The 17,748-nt window shown below is 45.3% G+C and carries 15 protein-coding genes; 11 read left to right on the top strand and 4 right to left on the bottom strand.

The window, feature by feature from the left end; translation table 11 throughout:
* Window positions 1–43 precede the first annotated feature (43 nt).
* Complete coding sequence (locus ACSX1A_RS10970; RefSeq protein WP_439879699.1) at window positions 44–787, bottom strand: LytR/AlgR family response regulator transcription factor; 744 nt, start codon at window positions 785–787, stop codon at window positions 44–46.
* Window positions 788–1,665: 878 nt separating this feature from the next.
* On the opposite strand from ACSX1A_RS10970, the gene ACSX1A_RS10965 reads away from it, so the two are divergent.
* From ACSX1A_RS10965 to ACSX1A_RS10920, 10 genes are all read left to right on the top strand, one after another.
* Window positions 1,666–3,222: a vitamin K epoxide reductase family protein gene (locus ACSX1A_RS10965; RefSeq protein WP_439879698.1), complete on the top strand. Its 1,557-nt coding sequence runs from the start codon at window positions 1,666–1,668 to the stop codon at window positions 3,220–3,222.
* 202 nt (window positions 3,223–3,424) lie between these two features.
* Complete coding sequence (locus ACSX1A_RS10960) at window positions 3,425–3,631, top strand: bacteriocin (protein WP_439879697.1); 207 nt, start codon at window positions 3,425–3,427, stop codon at window positions 3,629–3,631.
* A gap of 162 nt (window positions 3,632–3,793) precedes the next feature.
* Window positions 3,794–5,077 (top strand): TlpA family protein disulfide reductase, encoded by a 1,284-nt coding sequence (locus ACSX1A_RS10955; protein WP_439879696.1) that lies wholly within the window; start codon window positions 3,794–3,796, stop codon window positions 5,075–5,077.
* 153 nt (window positions 5,078–5,230) lie between these two features.
* Window positions 5,231–7,411 (top strand): peptidase domain-containing ABC transporter, encoded by a 2,181-nt coding sequence (locus tag ACSX1A_RS10950; RefSeq protein ID WP_439879695.1) that lies wholly within the window; start codon window positions 5,231–5,233, stop codon window positions 7,409–7,411.
* 71 nt (window positions 7,412–7,482) lie between these two features.
* Complete coding sequence (locus ACSX1A_RS10945; protein ID WP_439879694.1) at window positions 7,483–8,775, top strand: HlyD family secretion protein; 1,293 nt, start codon at window positions 7,483–7,485, stop codon at window positions 8,773–8,775.
* A gap of 307 nt (window positions 8,776–9,082) precedes the next feature.
* Window positions 9,083–9,250 carry a hypothetical protein gene (locus ACSX1A_RS10940; protein WP_439879693.1) on the top strand — a complete coding sequence of 56 codons (168 nt, stop codon included), beginning with the start codon at window positions 9,083–9,085 and terminating at the stop codon, window positions 9,248–9,250.
* A gap of 209 nt (window positions 9,251–9,459) precedes the next feature.
* On the top strand, window positions 9,460–9,921 hold the full coding sequence (locus ACSX1A_RS10935; protein WP_439879692.1) for a lipocalin family protein: 462 nt from the start codon (window positions 9,460–9,462) through the stop codon (window positions 9,919–9,921).
* Between the two features lie 1,073 nt (window positions 9,922–10,994).
* Window positions 10,995–12,026 (top strand): alpha/beta hydrolase family protein, encoded by a 1,032-nt coding sequence (locus tag ACSX1A_RS10930; protein ID WP_439879691.1) that lies wholly within the window; start codon window positions 10,995–10,997, stop codon window positions 12,024–12,026.
* A gap of 189 nt (window positions 12,027–12,215) precedes the next feature.
* On the top strand, window positions 12,216–12,923 hold the full coding sequence (locus tag ACSX1A_RS10925) for a hypothetical protein (RefSeq protein ID WP_439879690.1): 708 nt from the start codon (window positions 12,216–12,218) through the stop codon (window positions 12,921–12,923).
* Window positions 12,924–13,346: 423 nt separating this feature from the next.
* The gene (locus tag ACSX1A_RS10920; protein WP_439879689.1) at window positions 13,347–14,036 is read left to right on the top strand and encodes a DUF6058 family natural product biosynthesis protein; all 690 of its coding nucleotides are present in this window, start codon (window positions 13,347–13,349) and stop codon (window positions 14,034–14,036) included.
* A gap of 206 nt (window positions 14,037–14,242) precedes the next feature.
* On the opposite strand, the gene ACSX1A_RS10915 is transcribed toward ACSX1A_RS10920, so the two are convergent.
* The 3 genes from ACSX1A_RS10915 to ACSX1A_RS10905 form a co-directional block, all read right to left on the bottom strand.
* Window positions 14,243–15,121, bottom strand: a complete 879-nt coding sequence (locus tag ACSX1A_RS10915) for a carboxypeptidase-like regulatory domain-containing protein (protein ID WP_439879688.1) — start codon at window positions 15,119–15,121, stop codon at window positions 14,243–14,245.
* A 2-nt stretch (window positions 15,122–15,123) separates the two neighbouring features.
* On the bottom strand, window positions 15,124–15,345 hold the full coding sequence (locus ACSX1A_RS10910) for a hypothetical protein (RefSeq protein ID WP_439879687.1): 222 nt from the start codon (window positions 15,343–15,345) through the stop codon (window positions 15,124–15,126).
* A gap of 1,247 nt (window positions 15,346–16,592) precedes the next feature.
* Complete coding sequence (locus ACSX1A_RS10905) at window positions 16,593–17,006, bottom strand: hypothetical protein (protein ID WP_439879686.1); 414 nt, start codon at window positions 17,004–17,006, stop codon at window positions 16,593–16,595.
* A 211-nt stretch (window positions 17,007–17,217) separates the two neighbouring features.
* Between ACSX1A_RS10905 and ACSX1A_RS10900 the strand changes: the two genes are divergently transcribed.
* Window positions 17,218–17,625, top strand: coding sequence for a hypothetical protein (locus tag ACSX1A_RS10900; protein WP_439879685.1), 408 nt, complete (start codon window positions 17,218–17,220; stop codon window positions 17,623–17,625).
* Window positions 17,626–17,748: the final 123 nt, after the last annotated feature.

The following is a 17,748-nucleotide window of genomic DNA, read 5'->3' as shown; positions in this document are numbered from 1 at the left end:
TGATCATTTTCGATAAGAAATGACAGTTTGTTTCCAGTCGGCCTTACCGGCTGGAAACCAAACTTTTACCTGAGACATAGTCAAAGAAAGCTTTTTTATAGGAATCGCCAACAGGTACATCTAAACCGTTTTTTAATTGTATCATGCGACCGTTCACAGCTTCAATCTGTTTAATTGCTACAATAAAAGACCTGTGTATTCTAAGGAAGCGGTTTGTCTCACACAAGGCATCCTCAGTCTCTTTCATCGTCAGATAAGCAACATGCTGTTGGGTAGAGGTATAGATTTTGACGTAGTTTTTCAACCCCTCTACAGCGATGATATCATCGAAGCAGATACGGATGAGCTTGTTCTTGTTATCGCTCTTGATGAAGAAGGTACTGTCGGGGCAGGCAGGTGGTAATGAAGCAGACTCGCTTCTTTTCAGGAGCTGATCAATGGCTAAGGCAAATTTGTTCAACCCGATGGGCTTGAGCAGAAAATGGTCTGCCTGTACATCAAACGCTTCCACTGCATACTTAAGGTGTGCTGTTGTGAACACTAAAAAACGAGTTTTTGCCCGGAGTGCTTTGGCTAGCTCAATACCAGTTAAGCGAGGCATGTCAACATCAAGAAAGATAAAATCGTAGCTCTCCCCTGTGTTGCTGTCCATGAGGGCAGCTATGGGGTCTTGAAAAGTTTTAACCAACTGAAGCTGGGGCATCGACTGGATATAGTCGGACAACAATTCAATGGCATGGCTTTCATCATCAACGATCATGCACCTGTAATTAAGTTTTGAATTCATAAGTAAGCAGTTCGTGTAATTGAGCATCCAGGATTTCCAGTTAGGGCGACAACGTCAACTTCAAACTTCTGGTTCAGCCGTTAAACTTTCTACTATCACACTAGCCTTGTGGCGCTAGACCTGTGTAAGGTCTGGTGACTTTTGAAGCACGCCTGTACCCGGTTTGTGGGGCAGCAGTGTCAGCACATGACTGGAGGAAATAAGCAAAGGCTTATTCAGCCAAGACAGGTTACTCTGTTGGTAAATGTACAATATTGATGTTAAATAGAGTAATCCTATTGTAAAATTAGTTCAGCCATCTAAATGGGTAAGTTTAGTGGAGGAAAAATTTACAAATTTAAAGCCGGTGTCCTGGTAAATGATTAAGCACCCTTCTTTTCTTATAACTTGCTGTAATACAGTTTTTTGTTGATAAAGTTAGACCATCTATATATAAAAAAGCCGTGTTGAAACGGCGGCACCCTGTTCGTAATGTAAGGTTCTTGTTAAGGTTCCTGCAGCGGTAGGTAGGTATAAAGCTGTCGAATAAGTTACCCTGATGTGCTCCCAAAGGAGAATTCCTAACATTATTGGCTACAGATCTCCCTTGTTATTAGTCAAGAAAAACGGGGGCTTCGTGTAATAAACTAGAGATTACACTTAGGGTGCTATAAGTTTAATAACATAAATGATCAGAGAAGTTAAAGGAAGAAGGTCACTCCACCCATTGTGAATAGAGCAGGAAGCAAGCCTCTGCTTTCAATGTTGGGTGTAAAGTAATGGATTACTTTATGCGGACGCCCTGCTGCTGTCTGAATTGTGGGATGGTAAACTAGATAACTATAGAGACAACAATGATGTTCAATTCATTAATCCTAAATTCTCTTAGCCCGACGTACATGCACCAGCCTATGCGCTATGTGGTCAGCAGGCTTTTAAGAAGGAATGATGTACGTGTAGATGCTGAAATGCTCGAGCAGAAGCTTACAAGGCATCCCTATTTTCCGAGCCTGTTGAGTGTGAGTGATGTGCTTCATGAACTTGGAATATCTCACCAGGCTTACAGAACAGATGTGGAAGAGCTAATCAGTAACTTCTCAAAGCCTGTGCTAATTTTTCTGACAAGTGAGGGTGGGATGTTTGCCGTGGTGGAGAGCCTTACAAAAGAAAGAGTAAAAGTCTTTACTGATAAAGGGGATATGCAGCAGTACACCGTAGAGGAATTCTCAAAGATTTGGAACGGTACTGTGTTGAACTTGAAGGCAACTGGAGAAAGAAAGAGCAGGCAACCGGAATCCAAAGATAACATCACCTACCCGGTTTTTGTGCGCTATGTGCTGCTAATTTGCTGGCTATTCGTAGCAGCCTGCCTGCTGCAGCGTATTACTCTGTTCAAGTCTCCTTTGCAAACCACTTTAATGTTGTTCAGCCTGGTCGGTACAGGTGTGTGCTGGCTGCTGGTTTTGCAGCATCTAAATAAGAACATTGTGTTGGTAAAGCAGCTGTGTGATAGCAGTACGAATAAGGGGTGCAACTCAGTACTAAGCAGTAAGGCTGCACAGCTGATGCCCTGGCTAAGTATGGCTGAAGCCGGTTTCATTTATTTTTCGGGCATAGCTGCGCTGCTTTTTTCCTTTAATGTTCCAGTGCTGTTCCTTTATTTGGCACTTATTGCTCCTTTATTCTCTTTCTACGCTGTTTACCTGCAGGCGGTAGTGTTAAAAGTGTGGTGCAAGTTGTGTATGGTGGTCCACGGGGTGCTATTAGCTTGTTTTGTAGGGGCAGTATGGCATATGGTGGTGCTTCCGTTCCAATACAGCATCCCTTCCCTAGAACAGATAACTGCTTTTATACTACCTGGCCTTGTGTGGGTGGGGGTAAAGCCTCTTGTCAGGCAACTCAAGGAAGGCAGGCAGTATAAGAACGAGTACAGAAGGCTGAAGGCTAACCCTGAGTTGTTTAGTGCAATGTTGTCAAAGCAAGTCAAAGTGCATATTCCTGAAGAACTGAAGTTATTCACCTTTGGGAACCCCGTTGCAAGGTACGAATTTGTGATGGTAAGTAATCCTTTCTGTGGTCCTTGCTCCCAAGCTCATAGCCTCATCCACGACTGGTTAGAAAGCGATTTAGATTTCAAAGTCACAGTTATTTTTATCCATCAGGATGAAACTGACCCTAAACGGCAGTTTGTGGAGCTACTTTCTGGAGCTGAGGACACTGAAGGACTGAATCAGGCGCTGCATGACTGGTTCGAGAGCGATGCTAAAGACTTGACAAGTTGGTCTATAAAGCATCAACTGCAAGTTAAACCATTGTCATATCATGACACTAAGTTGAAAAAATGGCTGGATATGGCTGAGGTACGCGGCACTCCCACTTTTTTTATAAATGGTCGCAGGTTACCAGATACTTACCGGATGCAGGACATAAGGTATCTGATCACTGAAGCAGAATAATAGCCTATAGCTCCGGGCAATCAGAATGCGGAGCCATGTTTAACTTAATGAGCAATATTTTCTTATAGACCTAAAACAGGAACAGCCGCCCGAGGGGTTGCTGAACCAGGTGGTATACCTACCGAAACGGTAAGCAAATTTTAAAACGAAAAACAAATGTAAAGTTTTTGCTGCTTTTTGATCTATAAAAGTAGCTGCTATTATGAATATATTATCTAAAAATGAGTTGAAAGCTATTAAAGGTGGCCTTTATGAACTTGCCGAAGAGGGTACATGCAGATGGTGGGTAAAGGATTCTGATGGAACTAAGTATTACAGCCCATCCACTATGTATAAAGATGAAGCAATAGGTATGGCAAATGACATAGGTTCTGGCGCAGGATGGTGCTGCGATTCGTGTCCCTATTAATGTAATTTAACAAACCAGAAAAAGGGTGGCCACCCTTTTTCTGGTTTGCTTTATTAGTGTTTGTAAAAATATTAAAATAAAGGAATGACATTAAGGTTTATTTCGGTCTTGTTTCTGATGTGTTTAAGCTTAGCCTCTTGTACAGAGGCAACTGAGAAACATATGCAGAATAAAGAAAAGGCTACTGCAAATGGAAACAACTTCATCCGCTTTGTAAATAACGCTCCAGGTAAAGTGGATGCCATACAATTCATGAATGAGTTCGGGGATAATGAACTGCATGAGTTTCATGGTGCGGATACATTGAGAATTGCTGCTTCACGTGCCCCAACCTTGTTATTTCTAAGTCGGGACTTAAAGGCTAGTTATTTCCCGACGCAACTTCGGGAAACAATTTTTATTGAAGATGACAGTACCGGGGGCTTTTATTTAAGAACAGGAAATCCTATACGTGATAATGAACTGAATTTCTGCAGACTTAATCTTCAGTATAAATTAGTAGGTGACAAGCTTGGCAAGTCAGAAGTAGAAAAGGAATTTAAAAATAAAGAACTTGCGCTAAGGGATTTTCTGAAAAACCATGAAGTTTCGCCAGGGTTTGGGAAATACATGACCTCTTTAATAGAAACGTTTAAGTTGAAAAAGGAAATAGCACGAGCCTCAAAAGAAAAGGACTTCTCTGGGTTATTGGGATATGCTTCCTTACTCAATGAAAATTCCTTTCCTGAGAGCGACCCTTTCAAATCAGCCACCTATAACCTAGCCAAACTCATGAGTGACTCATTGAAGGCAACCGGAAACATGGGAATTGAAAAGCAGTACGAGCTGATAAAGAAATTGAATTTGAAGAAGGACATTGAGGATTTTTTGCTCTTCACTATGATGAAGTTTTACAAACCGTCAAATAGCCTGAGTGAATTTGAAAAGACAGTCCATAGGTATAATCCTAATAAGGCTCATATAGCCTTCAAAGAGTACTTGCAGAAGAACCTGGAACTGGCCAAGCTTGAAACTAAAAATGCGAATGAAGATCTGTTGGTTCAGATAGATGGAAATACAACTATGCTCCATAAGGTTCTGGACAAGCAAAAAGGGAAGGTCATTGTTGTTGACTTCTGGGCGTCGTGGTGCGCTCCCTGCATTGCCCAGTTCCCGCACAGCAAAAAACTTGAGGAGTCCCTGCAGGACGAAGATGTGGTTTTCATGAGTATCTCCATGGACAAGGACAGGTACAGGTGGGAGAAAAGGTCCGGCGAACTAAAACTGAATCCAGGTGCGAACTACCTGATGGTGTCGAACTTTGAGTCCCAACTAGCTAGTTCACTGAAGATTTCCGAGATACCACGCTACATAATAATTAACAAAAGTGGGCAAATTGTTAACCGAAATGCACCCAGGCCTCAAGATCCGGAGTTGTTAGAGGAGGTCCGAAACTTGTTAAAGTAATGCCATAAGTCCTGCTCTGCCCTTTCTTACGCAGTCTTTAGTGGATGTGCGAGTAAAGTTTAACACAAATACGCGCTGTTGAAAAGTCAGGTAAAGTTCAGGTAAAACCCAACAAATGGACATGATAATTTGCAATCTCTTAACATCAGTTGATTGAAACATTTTTATAAGCAACTTGACCAGATGGACTGCGGTCCGACCTGCCTGCGGATGGTAGCAAGGCATTACGGTCGAAGTCATTCTATGCAGAAGCTGCGTGAACTGGCGGAAATTGGAAAGGAAGGCGTTTCCCTGCTTGGTATTGCAGAAGCGGCGGAAAAGATCGGGTTAAGGGCAAGTGGTGTAAAGCTGAACTTGGAGCAGCTAATGGAAGCCAGGCTGCCAGCCGTACTGCACTGGGATCAGAATCATTTTGTGGTGTTGTATGGGGTAAAGCGAGGTAAATGTATCGTGGCGGATCCTGCCAGGGGAATCATCAAATACTCCATAAAAGAGTTTTGTGAGCATTTTTACAGCTATAAGAATAATGGAAGTTCCTATGGTATTGCCTTGTTATTAGAACCTACTCCTGCTTTTTACGAGGAAGAGGGTGAGGTGGAGAACAAAGCCAGCTTCCATACTTTCCTGACATACCTGCTGCAATATAAAAAGCTGCTTCTTCAGTTGGCGCTGGGTCTTTTGGCAGGTACTATCCTGCAGTTGATCCTTCCTTTCCTGACCCAATCGGTAGTGGACGTGGGCATTAACACTCAAAATCTGAGCTTTATATACCTAGTACTTATTGCTCAGTTCATGTTGCTACTGGGGCGCACCAGCGTAGACTTTATCCGATCCTGGATACTGCTACACATGAGTACACGACTAAATGTTTCCATTCTTTCTGATTTCCTGTCCAAGCTGATGCATCTGCCCATTAGTTTCTTTGATACGAAGCTGACCGGGGATATCATGCAACGCATGAGTGATCAGAAACGCATTGAGAATTTTCTAACTAACCAGTCGCTCACGGTGCTGTTCTCTCTGTTCAACCTGGTAGTCTTTTCCTTTGTGCTTGCCTTTTATAATGCAACTGTTTTCTTCGTTTTTATGGGAGCCAGCATCTTGTATACGCTCTGGATTGTGGCATTTTTAAAAAAACGGAAGGAACTGGACCATAAGCGGTTCGCTATTTCCTCTCAGAACCAGAGTGCTGTAATACAACTCATCAATGGCATGCAGGAGATCAAGCTCAACGGCTGTGAGCGTCAGAAGCGATGGGATTGGGAGCGGATTCAGGCCAGGTTGTTCCGCTACAGTGTTAAAAGCCTGTCCCTGGGCCAATACCAGCAAGCTGGCGCTTTTGTTATCAATGAAAGCAAGAACATCTTCATTATTTTCCTGGTGGCTAAGGCTGTTATATCGGGGCAAATGACATTGGGGGCCATGATGGCCGTGCAGTACATCCTGGGGCAGCTTAACAGCCCGGTGGAACAGCTTTTGAGTTTCATCCAGTCATCACAGGATGCCAAGATCAGTATGGAGCGCCTCAATGAAATCTATGAGATAGAGAATGAAGAACCTGCGGACAGGATATTTCAGGCGGGATTGCCGGAAGACAGGACAATCCGGCTTAAAGATCTTAGTTTCAAGTACCCGGGAGCGGGGAACGAGCCTGTTCTCCGTAATATTAATCTTATCATTCCGGCAGGCAAGACCACGGCTATCGTTGGAACTAGCGGCAGTGGGAAGACGACAATTCTAAAACTGTTGCTCGGATTTTACAGCGCCCAAAAGGGTGAGATAAAAGTAGGGGAAACTGTGCTGGAGAACATCAAGCCTTCCAGCTGGCGCAGAAGCTGCGGTACAGTGATGCAGGAGGGGTTCATCTTCTCGGATACTATTGCCCACAACATTGCCGTGGCTGACGAGCGGCCGGACCTGCAGCGGCTTTGGCAGTCCATCAAGGCGGCCAACCTCCAGGACTTCGTTTTAGGTTTACCCTTGGGCGTGCAGACGAAGATAGGGGCAGAGGGAAATGGTATTAGCCAGGGACAGAGACAGCGTATTCTCATTGCGCGAGCTGTGTACAAGAACCCGGATTTTATTTTCTTCGATGAGGCTACCAACGCGCTGGATGCCAATAACGAGCGGGTGATCATAGAGAACCTGAACCAGTTCTTTCAAGGGCGAACGGTGGTAGTCGTGGCGCATCGCTTGAGTACGGTACGGCATGCGGACCAGATCGTGGTGCTCCACAAGGGGGAGATCATTGAGTCAGGTACCCACGAGAGTTTGGTGGCGCAGGAAGGAGAATATTTCGAGTTGGTGAAGAATCAGCTGGAGCTGGGAGTGTAGGAAATATGGAAGCCGAAGCTTTCAGGCCTGTTGGCTATATTAACAACAATGTAATATGTAATCACAAATAGATGCCTATCAATCAATTGTTCGAGCAGGAGCATAGCGAAGAAGTTCAAGAAATTATCGGTGCAGTACCAGGCTGGATTTTACGCTGGGGCATCAGCCTGTTCTTTGTTATCTTGCTAATGATCCTGCTTTTTGCCGGTCTGATTAAATCACCGGAGATTATTCCGGCCAGGCTCAGGGTAGATGCTGAAAACAGGCCGCAGGAAGTACTGGCAAGACAGGAAGGGAAGCTCACCAAACTCTTTGTGAGAGAAGATCAGCTTGTCAAAAAGGGAGAGGTTCTCGGTTATTTGGAAAGTAACGCAGATCATGGGCAGGTGTTGTCTCTCAGCCAACGTATCGACCAACTCCAAATGAACGTGCTGACAGGCGACCCACACATGAAAGTTAGCTTTGAGTTGAAGCCAACGACGCATTACGGAGAGTTACAGCCTGCGCTGCAGGAATTCTATCTCGCCTACTTAAAGTTCCTGAACTACACGCCTGGTGGTGTGTATCAATTGAAGGAGCAGGCCCTCCGGCGTGAGATTGATGCCTTGCGGCAGTTGGAAACACAGTTAATAGCCCAGCAGAAGGTTAATCAGGAGGAGTTTGTACTTGCAAAAGATGAATTTGAAAGGCATAGGGCTTTGATGGAAGCAAATGTTATCTCACTACAGGAGTTCACTGACCATGAAAGAAAGTTTCTAAGCAGCAAATTGCCGCTCCACTCAACCAGGTCTTCCCTGATCAACAACAGCATATCGCAGGAACAGAAGCGTGGAGAGCTTATGGAAATTGCGCACGAGAAATCAAACGAGCGAGTCACCTTTCTGTCGAAACTGCAGCGGTTTCAAAGTGAGATCGATAGCTGGAAGAAAGAACATGTGCTGTTTGCAGAGCAGTCTGGAAGGGTAATCTTCCACCAAGTACTTAAGGAGAACCAGTGGGTCAAGCTCAATAAGCCAATCTTGTATATAAGCAACGCGATAAAGGACGTCGAGCCTTTCGGGGAGCTGTTGCTGGGGCAGCAGTCCTTCGGAAAGATCAAGAGGGGGCAGGACGTGCTTATTAGGCTGAACGCTTACCCTTCCCAGGAATTTGGTCTGCTTAGAGGCAAAGTTACCTATCTTTCAGATGTAGTTTCCGGAGATACGGTCTTTACGGCGACAGTGAGGTTACCAAGCGTAACCACCTATGGGAAAAAGGTGAACCTGCGTACAGGTTTGGTGGCGCAGGCAGAGGTGGTGACAGGGGAGCAGAGTTTATTAGGAAGGTTTTTTAACAGCACCCGAGACATATTTGTAAACAGGTAAGATAGCTGTTTTGTGAGCCGAATCATTATTTAAAGCTGTCAAGGATCTAAAGAAAGAGGGGTAGTAGGATTCCTATATGATTTGAACGTTCATCTCTAGCAGTTGTGTTAGTGTCAATTTATCTTAGGTTCGTGTAATTTTATTAAAGGGACTGTAGCCTTTTCCTATATTATACTTAATTAGTTCAACCCGGGTGTTAGCGGATTTCATACATCATTGTTGAGGCTTGACGCAGGGTAGTCCCCTTACTGTGAATTTAGAGCGCTACTAAATTATATTTAAATGTTCAACTTTAAAATGTAAAAAAATGGAAAGAATCTCAAAAGAGCAATTGAAAACCATCAAGGGAGGAATTGTAGAACCTACCTCCAAAGAGGAGTACTGTAGCACACTCTGGACCATTTTAACCGGCGGTAATTACCAGGGTGACATCCTGTACGGGTGGGAGACCTATGCTTCAAATTGTGTAAATTAATGCTGTAAGAACCTATCCGGTATAAGAGGGAGACTCCATGGTCTTTCTCTTATCCTTTTTTGAGAAAGTAGAGCTGAAAGACCAATGGAGTAGGGGTTCAACCGGAAACAGGTTAGCATGCCCCTTTGCCTGCACAAGCCTGCATGACACACTGGTATAGGAAGTCTCACACTTGCTTAATTTGATTCCTTTTATTTAAAAATATCTGTATGAAAACGATAGTTCTGTTTACTGCTCTGATTGTTTACTCTCTTATCTCAATCTTGCCACAGCAAAGTTCGGATGCACTTATTGGCACCTGGAAGTTGACCAGGAGTGAAGCCCTTGAGAAGATCAAAAGTTCCCCCCAGTATGCTTCGATGCCTGCAGCGCAGAGAAAAGCATTTGAGGACCAGTCAAGCTTGATGCTGAAGGTTTGCCAGTATGACTTTAAGCCAGACAATCACTTGGTGTACATGGATGTGGATCGGTCATTCGCAGGAGCCTATTTCCCGGTGGAACGCCATGCGACATGGGAATTAGAAGGTGACATTCTAACAATAAAGGAAACAGATCGTCCATTTGAGCGGCAAATGAAGATCGTGACGTTAAATGACAGCACACTCGTGGTGAACTTAATTATGAATGGCGTGGTGTCTGAGGGAGCAGTCGCGTTCAAAGCCTTGAAGTGAAATATAGTATCGATTGGCGGAACGCAATCATTATATGTGTACCTGTTGGGCAAGTAGTGGTCACGGCTGCGTGTCCTGGTTCAGCTTTAGCTTTAGAGCATGACCTAAACCCAAGGCACCGTATTAACTAGTCTCAACCTCTTGCTTTACCGCATCTTTAAAAACACCGGTAAGGCCCATTCCAATGCTGGGAGCTTGTCTTCCGTTAAGTAAAAAATCCGTATCACCATTGTTTACGCGATGCCTTGGCCTTGCCCGATTCTCCCCCGGGTGAAGAGGAGCCAGGAAGCTGCTGTTACTTCCACCGCTGGACTGTGCTGCCTAGCGCGTAAAATGTAGTCAGCTTGAGAAATGGCTTTTGGTGTAATTTTTTTTCAGAGATGTAGACTGCTTTATCTTTAGGCCGTTGATGAGCCATTGGCAGCACTGTTGTAATTATTCTCTACCTTTTTGGATATGGAATAGGGGTTGTAGTGCTAAAGTCTGAATCCCTGAGAATTATGGTTGAAGAAAAACTAGAGGAAACGCTAAAAAGGTATAGATAGGCTCAGTATTTCATTTCTTAGTAGAGTCCGAGCATGAAACCTGGTCAAGTCATATGTATCACTTTCCGCAATTACTCAGGTACGTTTAGCCAGCACCAGTGTTGGTGTAACAAAGTATTAGCATACGGTTCAGCTGCTTAGCTTTATGGGTATGAGTTTTAAAGGGAAAGCTTTGTAGAAGGCGGGTGGTGTGTTAAGTGTCGTTTGGCAATAATATAAAAGTAAACTTATGAAGTTATCGCCGCTTTACTAGGCAGAAGAGGCGATAAATGCCAAGGGCAAGGCAGTTGAGCTTGCGGGTTCAAAAAGTCAATTCTTAGCGAAGACTCTGGAAAAGATGAAGAACGGTAAAAGTACCTGGTAGCACAGTAGGCTGAGGATGTTAAATTAGCTCCTTTTTTACCAGAATTGTACGTTTGCAACTTGCTTCAGCTCTAGCAGACAAGAAAAAAAGAGCTAACAAAAGCATTGTGGTTTATAAACGACAAAGGCCTAGCCTATTAAGAAAAAAATAAAACCAATTTTAAAGTGAATAAAGCTACTCTACTGCTATTTTTGATTTTAATGGTTGTCTGCAAGTCATTCGCCCAGGATCAGAAGCCAGAAGACTTTGGCTACCGTCACCTGCAAATGAATTATAAGCAAGACCCGGTAGACATTCTGGTCATGTCAAGAAAGGGGGATGAACAGACAGTAAAACCCGTTTTACTTTTCGACCAAGGGTCCCAGGCACGCCCTCTCATTCTTCTCAATGACGACGGAAAGCCTTTTATGCTCTTCCCCTTCAAAGCCGACAGCCTGCTACAAGGCTACCACCTGGTTATCATCAGTAAGCCTTACGTGCCCTTGATTGCATACCGCAGGGACCTGAAGCATGGTGCCTATGCTGACCCCAAAACAGGTATTCCTTCTGCCCAGTTTTATTCCAGGGATAATGTAGACTACTATGTCAGCCGAGCTCAGGAAGTGATAAAGTATTTGAAGAAACAGCAGTGGGTGCAAAAGGATAAGCTGGTTATGGCAGGTCCTTCGGCGGGCTCCACCGTGGCGGCGAAGCTTGCACTTGAATGCAAAGATGTGACACACCTGATTTACTCAGGCGGTAATCCTTTTGGCCGGATGGCTTCCATGATCTCCCAGGCCAGGGAACAGGAAGACTCCACGGGCACCAGCTCAGAAGAGGCGTTCAGGTACTGGGAAACCATTGTTGATGATCCAACAAGCGTGGCTTCACAGGGCGGGGACGCCTATAGGACCACCTATACTTTCTCCCAGCCACCAATGGGTTATCTGATGAAGCTAAAGATACCTGTGCTGGTCACCTACGGGACAAAGGACCATGGCGTAACCTTCAATGACTACCTGCGGCTGGAGACGATTCGAAAAGGAAAGAACAATTTTACATTCAAACCCTACATAGGGGTGGAGCATAACTATTTCGGCTTTGATAAGGAAGGAAACGTTGATTATGACAAGTTCGGCTGGGATCAGGTTGCGCAGGATTGGCAGGCTTGGCTGGGGGGAAAAGAAGTTCGTAGCTTAACAGAAGCTATAAAGTAACAAAGCATTTTTAAGCCCAAGGGTGTATGTTGAGATACCTGTGCCGATTCTTGCTTTAACTTACATTTTATTAGTTTAACAGGTGTTAATAATTTCAACATGTACCGGCTATTGCTTAGCTTCTTCATATGCTTGAGCGCGCTGTCACATGTTTGCGAAACAAAAACAACAATGCCTTACTCCCACTTCATGAAAGCAATACTTGTTCTCCTTATTTGTTTACTCCTGTGCATTGGCAACGTGAAAGCGCAACGGCTTTCTTACGGCCTCAACGCGGGACTCATGTTCGACAACCCAACAGGCGCTGTGACGCTGGACTCTGTGCAAGTTACTTTTCAAGGTGACAATGACCGCCGGCCCTACCTCGGAGGTTACGTATCTTATGAACTGAACAAGGTTTTCTCGCTAACATCGGGATTAAACTACTACAATGACGGAAGTAGCTTTCTGGTGTACAATAATTTTGAGAACTGCTCCCTGTGCCCCCTCATCAAAGCGGGCTACGTGACGCATCGTACGCTTGAGGTGCCGCTTCTGCTGGAAACGAGCCTTCCGTTACCAATGGGCAGTGTTTTCCTGTCTTCCGGCCTCATGCCCAACATCCGGCTCACAAGAAAAGGGGCGGAGTACTTCTACTACCGGGATGCGGGGCAGGGTGTGTCAGATGTGCTGCCAGCGCTGAGGTCTGCCGTCAAGCCTGTGGTCTGGAAATATTCTTTGGGTGTGGGGGCTTATCTCTGGCGGTTAAGGCTGGAGGCGAGGTGGCAGTATGATCTGGCCAAGTCTTCTACAAACCCTATAAAAGTGTGGGGAAAGAGCTACGGGTTTGACTCCAGGAACAACACCATCAGGTTCGGGGTGGGGTACAAGCTAAACTGGGAAAAGAAAGAAGAGTAGCTGAGTACTACGTGTTCCGTCTCAACCCTTGCTGCACACATTTTTTCATCTAAAGGGGAAAAGCCTTCAAGTGTGTACCAGTTTGAGGTAGCAGGGGCTGCCGGAAAAAACAGTAGATGCGAAGGATGAATGTACTGCCAAGCGTAGTACCTATACCCGGGCAAGTTTCCCACAGACCAATTACCTCTTCTGGTAGAGTTAGGCTTAAATTGAAGGAATAAGAGTCTTCTGGTTATATGGAGCAGCAAAACTATTTGAGTAGTAGTCCAGAACGGATAATATTCGCTTTTAAGATTAAATGTATAGTATTTAAGCTACGATCAGGTTATTGCCTAAAGTTACTGTATGAGGTATATTAAGAGCATAAATTATCTTTATTTCGCTATTTTCGGCAGAAGCATTAGTCAAAATTAAAGTACAAGAATGACAAATATTGAATATATAAAAGCGAATTTTATTGAAAAAAGAGACTTATTGAAGCTAACTGAAACCTCTTCTGACTTCCTGGAAAGTTTAATTTCGAAAGAATTAGTCCCTAAAGCTTCTTACTTTGTTGAACATGAAATAAAGATTTCATCACCTTTGAACGACTGCGCTGCAGAAGTGCTAAAGGAAGAATATTTTGGAAAGAATGTTATAGCACTTGTTAATGCACATAAAAGAGAAGTTCTTCAGCCAAACGAGTTCAAACAGCGATTCAGGGACAATTTTAAAAGAATTCTCCAAGCGCACGATTCCAGATCCTTTGCATATGGCAATATATTCAATGAAAAAGGAGAATTGATCGAGGATAAGTTTATGGAAGTGTTTGAGGAGGAGTGGAAGTACTATTGCTTAGGTGTTTATGGAATATGCACTCAAAATGCGAATGAAAAAGCGATAGTTGCTAAAGAAGTTGCTGTGAAAAAACTCATACGGTTTAATAAAGACAACCTTGCTTGTCCTTTGACGGAGGAGCAAAAAAGAGAGCTCATTGAGCTTAACAATGAGTTTAACCAGGTAGCAAGTTTGTTCGCACCCTACCAAAGAGAAAACAGTAGTAGAAACAAATACCTTGATAAAGCGCTGGAAAATAATAGCTTAAAAAAGCTGGTTAAAAACTACGGCGAATAACAACGCTGTTCAAAGAAGCCCGCCAACCTCCAGCCAGCCCCACTGTGGTGCGGTGATGGAGAGTTTTGTATGAGTTGCCTCCCAAGTGGCGAGAGCGCCATGTAGGCGTGGATGATGGTATTCTGCAGAATGGCCAGGGCAGACGGCGGGAGATTTGAGATATAGGTAGGTTTTCTGATACTGCTTGAACACCCGCTCCCCCATTGCTAGTAAGAAATGCGTGCCCCAAACTGGGCGAACATGGGGATCAGGTCACCGCTACGCGTACGGTGCCTGACTTCTTGCCAACCAGTGCCGAAGAACCTGTTAAACGTTTGAAAGGGGGAGGGGGAGTCAGAGAATTTTACCCGCAGGTTTACCGGCCTGGTCTGGCGGCTAAAGGGAACAAACCGTTCTTCCTCGTCAAAGTAGCCAAGCAGGTCCAAGCCCAGGAACACTCCTTCCCGGGGCACGCTGATGCCATATTGCGAAAGGTCAACTACCAGTTTCTTGGTAGTTTTATCCACCGAGACGATAACATTTTCAGGGAGTAGGTCCAGTCCCGGCTTTCCCACTTTGTTGGCATACACCCGTACCCGTAGTGCTGTTCGCCAGCGGCCGTGCTTGCGAGTGTCTGGTTGCAGCGCAAAGAAGGCTTCATCGAGTACCCCGCCGATGGGTGACGGAGGTAGTAATAACATGGCGTATTGGTTGGCGCCTCCAAGACTTAAGAACGTTTCGGATTTCAGGTTGCCGACCCTGGCGGACATCCGCCTCTTCTTGGCCCGGACGACTACTTCCGCGAGGGCAGTGGTGTCTGACTGCAGGTAAATGGCAGGTTTGAGTTCGGCAACAGCAATATACGCTGTTTTAAAACCGACTGCTGAGATCACGAGGGTGTCTGTTAGGAGCGCCTGCAGCTTAAAGCTCCCCTGCAGGTCAGCGCTGGTGCCCGTGGCGGTATGCTGGACACCAATGGAAGCATAGGGCAAACCCTCATGCGTGCTATGTGCGGAGATGATTCCCTGCAAGCGGAGGGTTTGCCCGAATGCTGTTTGTAAAGCAAACAGGGTGGATAATAATAAACTTACTCGTATAAGGTGCATTGTTATTCCGGACAAGCCACTAAATCATCAACAGTTCTGCTACTCCACGTGATGCCAAACAATTGCCATTCCTGTGAGTGAACGTGGTGGATGCACCCGTTGGCATCCTGGTACGTGTAGCCATCCGGTATGTCTGCCCATCCCAGGGCGTGTGCCCGCAGCGGGAAAGTGATGGCGGTGGCTACTAGACAGAGGACAAAGATAGAACGTGAAACTTTTTTCATATTGCTAAATTTTATAAAATGAAAAAAACAATTCTTGTTGTGCCTGTAGGTGTTATTCACCCGCCGATAGTCTTCCAAAGCACCTTGTCAGGTGGAGAAGGTTAACCTACCATCAGGGGGAGCTGCCCTGACTTACTCCGGGAAAGGCAGGACCTGCTGTTGCCTCGCTCCGGCTTTTGCTGAAGGAGCGGGGTACATAAGTATGGGGAAATAAGTGGGTTGAGTGGTTCTTTAAAAATATTTTACATGAACGGGCTGCAGTTTTTGACCAAGTGGGCGATGCTGTAGACATAATAACTTACTCGCTTTTTTGAAGCCGTAGCAAAGTTGGAAACTTGCTGCTTTGCTGTGTGTACGGTTTCCCCTGGAGGTGTGTCCCCGGATCCAGCTGCTTTGCCTGAAATCAGGTATCTAGGGATAGGTGGAACGGGAAGGTGCCACTTATCCAGTTGCAACTAGGGGAGTACTTATGGCAGCTGGAAAGACGGCAACCTTTACCTGGCCCGTCTGGATCGGGAAAGGCTGCTTCGGATTTTTTGAAAGAAAAGGCTGTCTTTTGTGTCGTTTATGAAAATGCAGGATGCTATGAGCAGCATGGGAATTAAAACATAAAAGTAATATGCGGAAACGGTAAACATGTAACAGGTATGTTTTATGCGGATGCGTGGTTTAATTAAAATAGTTTTTGTGCCATGCGCAAGGAGCGGCAGAGCGGATATTACAGACTGTGGCTGGAGTCCGGCGATAAGATGAAGAGTCCTGGTTCAAGCTGTTGTCAACCGTATGCAACGGGTTGTAATGTTTCCAATTCCTAAAACAAGTGGAGAGCCTTTCAGCTCTCCTTCTTGTAACATTCACTTTCAAATTATCGAACTAATTAACCAATAGTCTATTCAGGTGCAGGAGCGAGGTCTGAAACAAGCAGGACCTTCTCTCATAGCAGCTGTGCTTTTTCTAAATAACGTAGCGCCGTATGTTTTTAAGTTGTTTTTAGCCTGGAAGTGCACTGCGCAAGAGAAAGCTGACACTACAGCGAGTAGTTCCCTTGCCAATCCTAGCTGATTGTTTCCGGAATGTAGCAGGTATACATGAGACTTCCATATCTTTTACACCAACACCCGTTTTGTCCTGACGAACACGTACACTTTGTACTTGTTCATCTGGTAATTACCCAACCGCTTTACCGGAAGCCACTATTCGCAGCGCTGTACATGTTCGTTCAGGAGAAGGCGGCTGTGCCCTTTCCCTTACGGATCGTGGCGTGGGTTTGGTCGCAGGGTCACTTGCGGGAAAGCAATGCTTAAATCTGTGTGGAAACACCCTTTTTCATCTGCATTTGCCTGAAGGGAGGCAGTCTCCTGGTAGGCAAGCGCCAGCCTGGTTCGAATGTTTTCCAGCCCAATCTGATGCCCCGTACGTGTTGTCGGGCTGATCAGGTTCGTGGTAGTGACCCTTAGCACCTGGTCGGTATAGTGGATGGTGATGCGTGCCGGGTATACACTATTAGTCAGGTCCCCATGCTGAAACACATTCTCCACAAGCGTGAGGAGCACCAGCGGGATAATTTTCAGCCCTGCCAGGTTATCAAATACTAAAGGCCGGGTCAGCTGTAAGCCGGCAATTGAGGTGGTCAGGTACTTCAGGGTATATACCACAGCCATATAGGGGAGGAACTCTCCCAGGACCAGAAGCGGGTTCAGTCAGATCTGAATATGAAGTTTCTTCAGGGCAAACGGCAGCACAAGGGAAGCATGCAGGTAAAATAAGGAAAAGTTGATAGCATAATGTAGGGCATTGTCCCAGAAGGAGGCAAACAGGCCTGTTATCAGGCTGACAACAGCTACTTAATAGGTGATGAACGCTCCCCAGCTTATGAGGTGCACTACATTTTCTGAAGAAGCCGGTGAGAGTGGAGTGCAGGAGGATGTTGCTGATTGGAGTGCGGGTGATGCAGGTGTTGATAGCAGCCATGCAGCTCACCATAATCAGCAGCAGGTTCTGGCCTGGAAAAAGATTGTTGGCACTCACGCCCATGGCGGCTCCCACGAAGCACTGTTAGATGATGAAGCCGCCCCAACAGTTGGCTTCCGCCATCAGCAGAATAAAGTACAAGCCTGCTATCACACCCTCAACAACACCGACCGCCCTTCCCATCAAAATGATGTTGCTGAACACCAAAGGGTTAAACTGCAAGGGATAGTTGATACAGTTTCGGAGCGCTGCGGCCTGTCTTCGTCTCTTAAGGTTCCTCGGACAGAGGAAAGTGAAAATAGGGTATAAAGAAGTCGGGTTCTTTGGAGGCAAGCGACAAGCCAAGTCGTGAGCTTGATTTTGGGCTGCCAAGTGCACTTATGTCACCTGTAGTTGTGGGTTCGTCTAAAGAATGCGCCAATTTGTGTATTA

Source organism: Pontibacter sp. MBLB2868 (genome assembly GCF_051904785.1).
In the GTDB taxonomy this organism is placed as follows: domain Bacteria; phylum Bacteroidota; class Bacteroidia; order Cytophagales; family Hymenobacteraceae; genus Pontibacter.
The sequence above is the reverse complement of the archived record's forward strand: the minus strand, read 5'-3'. Positions and strand labels throughout refer to the sequence as shown.

What these genes read in the sequence shown, in the direction of transcription:
- ACSX1A_RS10970 (WP_439879699.1), bottom strand. Translation starts at nt 787, where the DNA reads ATGAATTCAAAACTTAATTACAGGTGCATGATCGTTGATGATGAAAGC.
- ACSX1A_RS10965 (WP_439879698.1), top strand. Translation starts at nt 1,666, where the DNA reads ATGCACCAGCCTATGCGCTATGTGGTCAGCAGGCTTTTAAGAAGGAAT.
- ACSX1A_RS10960 (WP_439879697.1), top strand. Translation starts at nt 3,425, where the DNA reads ATGAATATATTATCTAAAAATGAGTTGAAAGCTATTAAAGGTGGCCTT.
- ACSX1A_RS10955 (WP_439879696.1), top strand. Translation starts at nt 3,794, where the DNA reads ATGCAGAATAAAGAAAAGGCTACTGCAAATGGAAACAACTTCATCCGC.
- ACSX1A_RS10945 (WP_439879694.1), top strand. Translation starts at nt 7,483, where the DNA reads ATGCCTATCAATCAATTGTTCGAGCAGGAGCATAGCGAAGAAGTTCAA.
- ACSX1A_RS10940 (WP_439879693.1), top strand. Translation starts at nt 9,083, where the DNA reads ATGGAAAGAATCTCAAAAGAGCAATTGAAAACCATCAAGGGAGGAATT.
- ACSX1A_RS10935 (WP_439879692.1), top strand. Translation starts at nt 9,460, where the DNA reads ATGAAAACGATAGTTCTGTTTACTGCTCTGATTGTTTACTCTCTTATC.
- ACSX1A_RS10925 (WP_439879690.1), top strand. Translation starts at nt 12,216, where the DNA reads ATGAAAGCAATACTTGTTCTCCTTATTTGTTTACTCCTGTGCATTGGC.
- ACSX1A_RS10920 (WP_439879689.1), top strand. Translation starts at nt 13,347, where the DNA reads ATGACAAATATTGAATATATAAAAGCGAATTTTATTGAAAAAAGAGAC.
- ACSX1A_RS10915 (WP_439879688.1), bottom strand. Translation starts at nt 15,121, where the DNA reads ATGCACCTTATACGAGTAAGTTTATTATTATCCACCCTGTTTGCTTTA.
- ACSX1A_RS10910 (WP_439879687.1), bottom strand. Translation starts at nt 15,345, where the DNA reads ATGAAAAAAGTTTCACGTTCTATCTTTGTCCTCTGTCTAGTAGCCACC.
- ACSX1A_RS10905 (WP_439879686.1), bottom strand. Translation starts at nt 17,006, where the DNA reads ATGGCTGTGGTATATACCCTGAAGTACCTGACCACCTCAATTGCCGGC.
- ACSX1A_RS10900 (WP_439879685.1), top strand. Translation starts at nt 17,218, where the DNA reads ATGAGGTGCACTACATTTTCTGAAGAAGCCGGTGAGAGTGGAGTGCAG.